Raw genomic sequence first — 10,972 nt, forward strand, 5'->3', positions numbered from 1 at the left:
GCTCCCCCAGCGGGAGTGTGCTGGCGGGGCTGTAGCGGTGGGGGTCTAGCGGTGGGTCTAGCGGTGGGTCTAGCGGTGGGGCCTCCTAGCGGTCGCGGGTCCGCACGAAGTCGACGTCCTCGGGGTCGCGGCCCGGCCACGTCAGCCGCGTGACCGCGGGCGGGGTCTCGGCGACGATCCGGCCGCGCGCGACGACGTGGGACGGCCGGGTCTGCCGCCGGACGGCGTCGTACGGCGACGACGCGGGCAGCACGACCAGGTTCGCCGGGCGGCCGGGCGCGATCCCGTAGCCGTCGCCGAGGCCGAGGACCCGCGCGGCCCGGTCCGTCACCATCGCGAACGCCTCGTCGATCTCGGCGGCGCCGGTGAGCTGCGCGGCGGCGATCCCGACCAGCGCGACCTGCAGCGACGACGCCGTCCCGAGCGGGAACCACGGGTCCATGACGTCGTCGTGCCCGAACGCGACGTTCACCCCGGCGGCGAGCATCTCCTTCACCTGGGTGAGGCCGCGCCGCTTGGGGTAGGCGTCGAACCGGCCCTGCAGGCACAGGTTGGCGAGCGGGTTGCAGACGAGGTTGACGCCCGAGCGGGCCAGGATCCGCTGGAGCTTGTAGGAGTAGGCGCCGTTGTAGGAGCCCATCGCGGTGGTGTGGGACGCGGTGGCGCGGTCGCGGAGCCCGCCGCGCCGGGCGAGGGTCGCGAGCACCTCCACGAACCGGGACTGCTCGTCGTCGATCTCGTCGCAGTGCGCGTCCAGCAGCAGCCCGTACCGCTGCGCGACGTCGAAGGCGATCTCCAGGGAGCGGACGCCGTCCTCGCGGGTGTCCTCGAAGTGCGGGATCGCGCCGACCGCGTCCACGCCGCGCCGCGCCGCCTCCTCCAGCAGCTCCGGCCCGTTCTCGAAGGAGCAGATGCCCTCCTGCGGGAACGCGACGAGCTGCAGCCCGATGACGTCCTTCACCCGTTCGCGGACCTCCAGCATCGCGTCGAGCGCGACCAGGCCCGGGTCGGTGACGTCCACGTGGCTGCGGACGTGGAGCACGCCGTTCGCCGCGTACCAGCGCAGCACCTCCGTCGCGCGGGACACGACGTCGTCGCGGGTGAGGTCGGCCTTGCGCTCGCTCCACACCGCGATCCCCTCCCACAGGGAGCCGGACGCGTTCCAGCGCGGCTCACCGGCGGTGAGGGTGGTGTCGAGGTGGACGTGGGGCTCCACGAACGGCGGGCTCACCAGGCCGCCGGCCGCGTCCACCAGCACGCCGGCGGCGCCTGCCGGTCCGCCGGGGGCGTCTCCCGGTCCGCCGGGGGCGCCGGCCGGCCCGCCGGGGGCGCCGGCCTGCAGGGTCCCGGCGAGCTCGCCCGCCGGCGCGACGCGTCCGAACCGGTCGCCGTCGATCTCGATGTCGTGGAGGCCGTCCCGCCCGGCCAGGCGGGCGTTGGTCACGAGCTTCATGCGGGGCTCCCTTCCCACGCCCGGCCGCGCCGGGCCGACAGGACGAAGTACAGGATCCCGGCGACCAGGGCCCCGGCCAACCAGGACAGGTCGATTCCGCCCAGCGCGCGCGCCGCCGGACCTTGCAGCGCCTTCGGGACGCCGTACTGGAACGCCCACGTCGCGGCGGCGCCGAGGACGAACGAGATCAGCGCGTCCCACCGGAAGTCGCCCAGCCGGGATCGTCCGGGCGGATCGTAGAGCGCGTCGACGTCCACGTTCTGGCGGCGGACGGCGTAGAAGTGGACGGCCATCACCGACGCCCACGGCACCACCCAGGTGACGAGGCCGCCGAGCCACGCGTCGAGGGTGTTCGCGAAGTCCTCCTGGAAGATCAGCAGGATCGTGAACGCGGCGGCGAACACGCCGACGCCGTAGGAGATCGCCTTGCGGGACACGTGCCAGTCCACGGTCTGCGCGCACAGCGAGCAGCTGTAGACGTTCAGGATGTTCGTGGCGATCGGGCCGTGCACGACCAGCAGCAGCACCGGGATCGCGAGCGCGCCGAACGCGTCCACGATCAGCTTGCCGGGGTCGGTGGTCGCGCTCACCGTCGCCAGCGACGCGCCGAGCACGCCGAGCCACACGACCGGCACGAACTGGCCGAGGACGCTCGCCGCGTACAGCCGGCGGCGCGGCACCTCGCGCGGCACGAACCGCGAGTAGTCCGAGGCGTAGGCGAACCAGGTGATGCCCCAGCCGACCCCGATCGCCGTCATCACGGTCGTCATCGCCGACAGCCGGTCGGTGCCGGTGAGGCCCTGGCCCTGGTGGTCCCAGTGCACGCCGGTCTTCGTCCACGCCACGACGGTCATCGCGGCGAGCACGGCCAGCGTGACGGGAACGGTCCACTTCTCGAACGCGGCGATCGCGTGGAAGCCGGACGCGGCGATCCACACCTGCAGCCCCATGATCACCAGCACCACGACGATCTTCAGGGCGGTGCCGCCGTGCACCCCGACCTGGCCGAGCAGCGCCATCACCAGATCCAGCACGATCCAGGTGTTGACGGCGCACCAGCCCGCCGACATCACGCCCTGCAGCGCGGCCGGCAGGTACGCGCCGCGCCGCCCGAAGGCCGACCGGGCCAGCACCATCTGGGTGACGCCCGTCCGCTGCCCCATCAGCACGAACAGCCCGAAGACCGCCATCCCGACGAGGTTCCCGGCGACCAGCACGCCGACCGTGTCGGCCAGGCTCAGCCCGAGCTTGATGCCGAGCGCCCCGAGCACCCAGTTGATCGGCGCGATGTTCGCGCCGGACCAGATCCAGAACTGGTGCCCCGCGGTCGACTCGCGGGCCTGCGGCGGGACGGGATCGAGCGAGTGCGCGGCGGCGGATTGACCGGAGCCGGGGGACGCTGAGCTGGACACAGGCCACGACCTTACTGGTCAGCCCGAAATGCTCCGTCCGCCGGTCTCTCCGGCGTCCGCGGCTCAGTCGCTCCCCGGTTTCCGGCGTTCCCTGGCTTCCGGCGTCCGCGAGTTCCCTTGCTTCTGGTGGCGCCGGGCTAGGGCTCGATTTCGCCGAGGCGGGTCTTGACGACCTTGCCCATCGCGTTGCGGGGCAGCGACCCGACCAGGTGGACGACGCGGGGCCGCTTGTGCACCGACAGCCGCCCCGCGACGAAGTCGATGAGCTGCCGCTCCGTCACGCCGTCCGCGACGACATAGGCGGTGACCTGCTCGCCGAGATCGTCGTGCGGCGTCCCGGCGACGGCCGCCTCGCGCACCGCCGGGTGCGCGAGCAGCGCGTTCTCGACCTCGCCCGCGCCGATCCGGTAGCCGCCGCTCTTGATCAGGTCGGTGGACGCGCGGCCGACGATGCGGTGCCAGCCGTCCGGGCCGATCGTCGCGATGTCGCCCGTGCGGAACCAGCCGTCCGGGGCGAACGACTTCGCCGTCGCCTCCGGACGGTTCAGGTAGCCCTTGAACAGGTGCGGGGCACGGACGTGCAGCTCGCCGGGCGTCTCCCCGTCGCGCGGGACCGGGGCGCCGTTCTCGGCCACGAGCCTCGTCTCGATGCCGGGCAACGGGAGGCCGACGTAGCCGGGACGGCGCTCGCCGTCTGCGCGCGCGCTGACGGTGATCAGAGTTTCGGTCATGCCGTAGCGCTCGACCGGACGGTGCCCGGTGAGCGCCTCCAGCCGCTCGAAGGCGGGCACCGGAAGCGGCGCGCTGCCGGACACCAGCAGCCGCGCCGCACGCATCGCCTCACCGGACGCCGGGTCGGCCGCCAGCCGGGACCACACCGTCGGGACGCCGAAGAACAGGCTCCCGCCGTCCTCGCTCGCCGCCGCCGCGTACGCCTCCGGTTTGGGCCGCCCCGTGTGGACGAGCCGGGAGCCGACCCGCAGCGGGCCGAGCACGCCGAGGACCAGGCCGTGCACGTGGAACAGCGGCAGCCCGTGCACCAGCACGTCGTCCGGCGTCCACGCCCATGCCTCCGCCAGCGAGTCGAGGGTCGCCGCGATCGCCGCACGGGAGATCATCACGCCCTTCGGCGCGCCGGTCGTGCCGCTCGTGTACAGGATCAGCGCGGTCGCGTCGGAGGCTGACTCGGATCCTGTCGTGGACGTCGGAGTGGTGGAGGCCGAGGTGGCGGAGGCCGGGGTGGCGGAGGCCGGGGTCGTGGAGGCCGGGGTCGCGGACGTCGGATTCGCGGACGTCGAGGTCGCGGACGTCGAGGTCGCGGACGTCGGATTCGCGGACGTCGAGGTCTCGGACGTCCGGGGCGTGGACGCGGTGGCGGGGAGGTCGTCGACCGGGACGAGCGGCGGGCCGCCGTCGCCGGTGTCCGCGTCGCGGGACGCCAGGAGCAGCACCGCGCCGGAGTCGCCGAGGATGTGGGCGCGCTCGTCGGGGCCCGAGTCCGGAGGCAGTGGCACCACCGGCACGCCCGCCAGGAGCCCGCCGACGACCGCGATCACCGTCTCCGCGCTCGCCGTGGCGTGCACCGCGACGGCGTCCGCGCCGGCGATCTCCGCCGCGACGGCCGACGCCCGGCCGAGCAGTTCCTCGCGCGGCAGTTCCCGGCCCGCGATCCGCACCGCCCCGCCCGTCTCGCCGAGCAGATCCCTCACTGGCCTCTCCCCTGCTCCTCGCCGTCCCGTTCACCCGCCGCGTCCAGCCGTACCGCGACGTCCTGCTGTCGCGCCGGGTCCTGCTGTTCTGCGACGTCTTGCTGTTCCGCCGGGTCTCGTCGTTCCGCGACGTCCCGCTGTCCCGCCAAGTCCTGCTGTTCCGCGACGTCTTGCTGTTTCGTCGGGTCTCGCCGTTCCGCGGCGTCCTGCTCGTCCAGCCAGGCGAGCACCGCGTCGGTGTGCTCGCCGAGCAGCGGCGGCGCGGTGTGCACGCGCGGCTCGGCGCCGTCGAACCGCAGCGGCGGGCCCGGCAGCTCGATCCGGCCGAGCGTCGGATGCTCCACCTCGATCACCAGGCCCTGCGAACGGGTCTGCTCCCAGGTGTACACCTCGTCGATCGACCGGATCGACCCCGCCGGCACGCCCGCCCCGTTCAGGCGCTCCAGCCACGCCTCCCGGGTGTCCCCCGCCAGGACCCGCTCGATGTCCGCGGTCAGCTCCGCCCGGTTCGCGGACCGGTCCGGGATCGTCGCGTAGCGGGGGTCGTCGGCGTCCAGTTCCACCAGCGGCGCGAACCTGCGCCACAGGTTCTGGTTCGCGACGCCGATCTGGATCTGGCCGTCCTTGCAGCGGAACGTCCCGTACGGCGCGATCGTCGGGTGGTCGTTGCCGACCGACTCGGGCACCTCACCCGCGACCGTCCACCGCGTCCCCTGGTACATGTGCGCGCCGACCACCGAGGCCAGCAGCGAGGTCCGCACGACCGAGCCGCGGCCCGTCCGCGTCCGCTCGTACAGCGCCGCCAGCACCCCGGACGTGGCGTTGCCCGCCGCGAGGATGTCCGCGATGGACAGCCCCACCTTGCTCGGCGTCCCCGGCGGGCCCGTGACGCTCATGATCCCGGCCTCGCCCTGCATGATCGCGTCATAGCCGGGACGGCCGCCCTCCGGCCCGTCGTGCCCGAACCCCGTGATCGACAGCACGATCAGCCGCGGGTTCAGCTCGTGCAGCCGCCCGACCGGGAAGCCGAGCCGGTCCAGCACGCCGGTCCGGAAGTTCTCGACCAGCACGTCCGCGTGCCGCACCAGCCTCGCCAGGGTGTCCTTCCCCTCGTCCGACTTCAGATCGAGGGTGATCGACTCCTTGTTCCGGTTGATCGACAGGTAGTAGGTGCTCACCTGGTCCGCACCGGCGAACGGCGGTCCCCAGCCGCGCGTCTCGTCGCCCGTCCCGGGCTGCTCCACCTTGATCACCCGCGCGCCGAGATCGGCGAGCGCCATCGTGGCCTGCGGTCCGGCGACCACGCGGCTGAGGTCGACGATCACCACGCCTTCGAGCGGTCCGGGCAAGGGGCGTCCTCCTTCGGGGGGCCGGCACCTGGAAGTATGCCGTCCGTGCCGCCACCGCCCCGGACCTACCCCGCGCTCGCCGCGCGGCTCCTCGCGCTACCCCCGTCCTGCGGGCCCGCGCGGCTGGTCGCGATCGACGGGCCGAGCGGCGCCGGGAAGTCCACGTTCGCCGACCACCTCGCGGCCGTCCTCGTCGGGGCGCCGGTGGTCAGGTCGGACGACTTCCGCGTCCCGTAGGACGCCGATCCGCTCACCTGGTGGGCGCCGCTGCGGCGCGCCGTCCTCGAACCGCTGTGCGCCGGGCGGACCGCCGTGCTGCGCCGCTACGACTGGCACCGCGACCGGTACGGCCCACCGGAGGAGATCGCGCCGCCGCCGGTCCTCATCGTCGAAGGCGTCGGCTCGGCCTGGGCGGGGTCGCCCGCCGCGTACCGGATCTGGATCGACGCCCCGCGCGAGCTGCGCCGGGCGCGCGCCATCGACCGCGACGGGCTGGAGTACGCCGACGCCTGGGACCGCTGGTCGGCCCGCGAGACCGCCTTCTTCGCCGAGGACGGCACCCGCGCACGCGCCGATCTCCTCGTTGACGGAACCGCGCCGCTGCCGCACTACTGAAATCCGAAGATCTGCTACTTGACGCGCGGGTCACTTCATTGCGCAGAGCCCATCTCAAGGTCGTATATACCGGGAAGCTCGCATACGACGTGCTGCTTCGTCTCGGAGCTCACACAGCCCTTCCGCGGGCAGCACCCAGCAAGAAATATAGCCATCGGGCTTGATCGAGTTCGGGCATGCCGAAAAGGGGAGCCATGTGGTCAGGGAAGAAGCCCTCGGGAGATCGACAGGAGGGGTGTTCGGGTGGTGGGGTGGCGCTTGCGTACGGGGCCGGTGATGGGGGCAGGCTCCGCCTGCCCCGCCCCCGGGGTCGCGCCACCCCACCACCCCCATCCGTCAGGTACGAATCTCCCTTGCGTGAGGCGCGAAGATCGGCAACAGGCCACGAGGCCCAGCAGCCTTTCCCGCCCGAAAAATACCGGGAAGAATGTGGCTCGAACGGCCTTGAACGGCTTCGAATGCCTGTCACACAGGGTACTGTTTACGTATGCAGTCAGTGACGGTCGAGCTTGGGGCCGCGTCCACCATGGAACTGGTGAACGCGCTCTCAGCCATCGCCACTGAACTCGCATCGCGAGAAGTCCCCGAATCAGCGGCCGCGTGCCTGGAACTCACCGAAACACTTGTGGCCGCGTGCGATATGCAGGAAAGCGGGCTCGCTGGATTCATCGGCCGAGTCGATGCCGCCGGAGAATCAGCCCGGTGGGGATATCCCTCCACCCAGGCATGGCTGCGATCGCGGCTGGGCATGCGCGACAGCCGCGCCAAGGAGCGTCTCACTCTCGCCCGGCAGCGTCATCGTCTCCCTCAGGTGGCCGAACGCCTCGCCGCCGGGGACCTGTCCTACGGATACGCCGCCACCGTCGCCGACTCGGTCGCCCGCCTCGACGACACCGACTGCGCCGAGGCCGAGGCGACCCTCCTCGGCTTCGTCGACCAAGGCTTCTCGGCCGGGAAAGTCGGCGCGTTCGGGCGCCGCATCCGCGACCTCATCGCCGAACGCGACGACACCGAAGACGCCCCCGACGAAGACACCAAGCGCGGCTACGACAATTCCTGGCTCACCACCACCCGATCCCTGGACGGCGGCCGCTACGTCAAAGGCTGGCTGAACCCCGAAGACGCCGCCATCTGGGACGGCACCCTCGCCCCACTGGCCAAGCCGGCCGGACCAGACGACCGCCGCGACCTCCCCGAACGCACCGCAGCGGCACTGTCGAGCGTCCTCTCAGGCGGCCACAAGGCCTCCAAGGTCACCGTCATCTGCGACCTGGACACCCTCACCGGAGGCAACGCACCCGCCCGCCTCACCGACGGGTCACCGATCCCCGCCGCACAAGCCCGCCGCATCGCCCTCTCGGCCGGAGTCTCACCCCTCCTGCTCGGACGCGGAAACACCCCGCTCTACCTCGGCCACCGGGAACGCTTCGCCAGCGCAGCACAACGACAGGTACTGGAAACGCTCTACCCCTCGTGCGCGGTACGAGGCTGCGAGGTCCCCGGAACGCTGTGCGAAGTGGACCACGTCCACGGATGGGCACTCGGACGATCGCCCACTGACATCGACCAACTCGCACTCACCTGCGGCTGGCACAACCGCTTCAAACACAGTCGCCCCGACCAGATCCACATCACCAAAGATCAGGACGGGCGATACGTCTACCGGCTACTCCCACCACCCGACGCCAGAAGATCCGCAACCGGGGCCGGACCACCAGGCAACATCGGCCCACCCGACACTCCCACCCTCGACTGGGCCGCATAACCCACCCTCTGCGCCCCATACCCGGTCGTGCGCTACGCCTGCCCGGCCGCATCCACCCATCGCCCGGCGCGGCACACCACACGGATCACGGGCCGGGACCGGACGTCCACCGCTACGTCGTCGAACGAGCCTTCAGCCCGCTCCACTGGTGCCGCCGCCTCAAAGGTGCGGGGGCATCGTGCGCATGATGGTCAAAGGCCGGCGCCGCTGATCCAGCGCCTGACTTCTGCTGGCCAGTCCACACGGTCGAGGTCGTGGTGTGCCGCGATGAAACGGTGGGCGGCAGGCCGGTCGTTCCAGTAACGCCCCTCAGGTGCGGCAGGCCGGACGAACACCTCGCAGCCGACCGCGTTCGTGAGGAAGACGACTTCCAGTTGGCCCGGCCCGCCCGCGGCGGGACTGCGCTCGGCAAGGACGAACGACTGATGGAAGTCGAAGATCTGGTCTGCTGCCGGTACCCGTTCTCCCGCGAGCCGACTGGACTGGAACGTCCACCCTGCCAGCGCGAACGCCTCCATGATCGCCTCGTGGAGCGGCAGGGAGGAGACGTGAAGGAGGTCGTGGTCGGCAGCGTCCTCTCCGTCCACGTCGTCGAGAAAGGTCTGCAACCGCAGTACCGGTCCAAGGGCCATCCCCGCCAGTTCGGTGATCGGTGTCTCCCAGGGCAGCCGCAGTGAGAAGCGGGCCTGCTGCGGTTCCTCCCCCACCGTGAACGGGCCGTCGACGTACTGGTATCCGATCTCGTCGACCTCGACCTCGCCGGTGTCCAGATGGGCGTACTCAGCGACGACCCTCAAGACGAGGCTCTCCACCCTCACGTCCTCATCGACAGCGCGGAGGAACACCTGCCCCGGGAAGGTGTCGCCAGGGCGAGCGACGCCGGCAAGCACCTGCGTGTCGACATCGACCGCCTCGCCCCCGAACCGCCTCTGCAGACGCTTGAACATCACGCACGTAGCCCCTTCGAACTGGTCAGGCGCGAAGGCTATCCACTCGACACGTCCGCGCCTCCATACCTCGGCCGAAGATCCTGTTAGCGGATGAGGCAATGCCGGGACTCCTGCACCGTCAGCTGCTTGTTGAGCCTGCGAGGGTAGTGTCGTCGACAGGGTCCAGGATCGACAGCAGGCGCAGCGTCCTGTCGATCCGCCGCACTCGGCGAACGCCTGCCCCAGCGGAGTTGGGCTCCGCAGGGCAGCCTGCGCAGCAGGTCGTAGACGAAAGCCTTTGGGTCACCGGCGACCCGGGGCAGCCGAGCATGGAGAAGACCTCGAACATCATGTCGCCGTCCCTGGCTCTTTCGGCGGTGAATACCTCCGGCTACGGACCGGCATCAATGTTGATAGGCGTGTCCAGGATATGCAGAGAGTCGCGTGGCCGTATCACGTCACGACGCCATAGATCAGTCGGCCTCCATACGTCACCTCGATGGACGCAGCTCTTGCACTCCGATCGAGTAGGCAATATCGATTGACCTGCAAGCCTGTCGACTGGCGTACGGTTGCAGTTCCTCTGCCTGGGTGATCTCGCTCCCCGTTCTGGGGGAACTCAAGCGCGGTTGACCTTCCTGGTCATGCTCGGAACAGTGAGTGACCAAGACACCAGGCAGTCGATGGACAGCAGGACCGGTCCTTGCGGCAGCTCGACGGCCCCTCGGAACGGGCCATCGGAAACCCTCTTGAGTTCACGGCGTCCTTTCCCGGACATCCCGCTCCGGTAGAGATTGGCGTACCCCTTGCCTACCTCTAGCAACGCTTTCGCCGCAGGTCCACGGTACTGGACGACATCCGGGCACGACCCGCGAATGGTGTCGCCTAGTTCAGGACAGGTGTCGGCGGAACGGAAACCGACTTTCCACCAGACGATCCCTGCAGAACGCGAATTTTTCTCGATCTTCACGTGCGTGTACCTTCGCGGAACGATCGACCGCACCCGACCGCCGGTGAAGTGGACCGCGCACAGCCTGTCGCCCTGCTCGAGATGCTCGGGAGTATCGACCAATCCGTAGACGTTGTAGCCGCCCAGCCGGTTGCCCTGGATCTCGAGCACGGTTCCGTCGTCGCCGGGCGCGTGCTCCACGGGCACTGTCCCGTTGCCCCACCCCGAATGCGGTAAGTCGATCTTGTTCATGCTGGGAAGTATCACATGGCGAAGATCGCGGGCTGGAGGCTTTTCCGGTTGGAGGTCCGCACCGAGTTCGACCACCGCATGAACCGCCGCGTCCCAGATGGGTGGGCAGCCGCAGGGTCGACCAGTGCGGACACGGGCGACGGGCGCGCACCGCAGGCGCCCAACCGATCGCCGCCGCGTCTGCGGAAACGGTGACGATGAGCCGGTCTGCTCGTTTCGCGGTCTGGTGGCCGCGAGTCAATCCAGCCGGGCGGAAAGGGCCTGCTGGTCGTGATGGTCGTCCTGGGGAAAGGTTCGCTCATGACGATTCGGTGACCGGCCGGTGTCACCTCGACCCCGGCGCGCTCAACGCAGACAGTTCGCCGTCACTGATCCTCGCTGCCGCTCTAGATCAAGTACCGCCCCCTCATTCAGGAACGGCTCAGGGCCGCCGGACCGGGTGGTCTGGCGGCCCTGTGTGGCCGGGTTGTGTGGGGGTCAGGCTTTGTTGAAGGTGTGCTTGGCCCACAGGTAGGAGGCGAGGGCGATGGCGGTGCACC

At 70.6% G+C, this 10,972-nt stretch carries 9 protein-coding genes; 3 read left to right on the plus strand and 6 right to left on the minus strand.

What is annotated here, in order from left to right:
* Positions 1-85: 85 nt before the first annotated feature.
* The 4 genes from codA to amrb99_RS44680 form a co-directional block, all read right to left on the minus strand.
* Positions 86-1,453, minus strand: coding sequence for a cytosine deaminase (gene codA / locus amrb99_RS44665; RefSeq protein WP_190868122.1), 1,368 nt, complete (start codon positions 1,451-1,453; stop codon positions 86-88).
* Complete coding sequence (locus tag amrb99_RS44670) at positions 1,450-2,865, minus strand: cytosine permease (RefSeq protein WP_190868124.1); 1,416 nt, start codon at positions 2,863-2,865, stop codon at positions 1,450-1,452. The genes codA and amrb99_RS44670 overlap by 4 nt, the downstream gene beginning before the upstream one ends.
* A 137-nt stretch (positions 2,866-3,002) precedes the next feature.
* On the minus strand, positions 3,003-4,574 hold the full coding sequence (locus amrb99_RS44675) for an AMP-binding protein (RefSeq protein WP_190868126.1): 1,572 nt from the start codon (positions 4,572-4,574) through the stop codon (positions 3,003-3,005).
* Positions 4,571-5,923, minus strand: coding sequence for a CoA transferase (locus tag amrb99_RS44680; RefSeq protein ID WP_190868127.1), 1,353 nt, complete (start codon positions 5,921-5,923; stop codon positions 4,571-4,573). The genes amrb99_RS44675 and amrb99_RS44680 overlap by 4 nt, the downstream gene beginning before the upstream one ends.
* A gap of 45 nt (positions 5,924-5,968) precedes the next feature.
* Between amrb99_RS44680 and amrb99_RS52000 the strand changes: the two genes are divergently transcribed.
* The 3 genes from amrb99_RS52000 to amrb99_RS44690 all read left to right on the plus strand — a co-directional run bounded on the left by amrb99_RS52000 (position 5,969) and on the right by amrb99_RS44690 (position 8,303).
* Complete coding sequence (locus tag amrb99_RS52000; protein ID WP_241756515.1) at positions 5,969-6,160, plus strand: (d)CMP kinase; 192 nt, start codon at positions 5,969-5,971, stop codon at positions 6,158-6,160.
* A gap of 75 nt (positions 6,161-6,235) precedes the next feature.
* On the plus strand, positions 6,236-6,538 hold the full coding sequence (locus amrb99_RS52005; protein ID WP_241756516.1) for a hypothetical protein: 303 nt from the start codon (positions 6,236-6,238) through the stop codon (positions 6,536-6,538).
* A 487-nt stretch (positions 6,539-7,025) separates the two neighbouring features.
* Positions 7,026-8,303, plus strand: coding sequence for an HNH endonuclease signature motif containing protein (locus tag amrb99_RS44690; protein ID WP_190868129.1), 1,278 nt, complete (start codon positions 7,026-7,028; stop codon positions 8,301-8,303).
* A gap of 191 nt (positions 8,304-8,494) precedes the next feature.
* Here the strand turns inward: amrb99_RS44690 and amrb99_RS44695 are convergent, their stop codons facing one another.
* Positions 8,495-9,250 (minus strand): sporulation protein, encoded by a 756-nt coding sequence (locus amrb99_RS44695; RefSeq protein ID WP_190868131.1) that lies wholly within the window; start codon positions 9,248-9,250, stop codon positions 8,495-8,497.
* A 601-nt stretch (positions 9,251-9,851) separates the two neighbouring features.
* Entirely contained in the window at positions 9,852-10,433 is a 582-nt protein-coding gene (locus amrb99_RS44700) for a hypothetical protein (protein ID WP_190868133.1), read from the minus strand.
* Positions 10,434-10,972: the final 539 nt, after the last annotated feature.

Origin of the sequence: Actinomadura sp. RB99 (genome assembly GCF_014706005.1) — a bacterium.
Classification (GTDB): domain Bacteria; phylum Actinomycetota; class Actinomycetes; order Streptosporangiales; family Streptosporangiaceae; genus Spirillospora.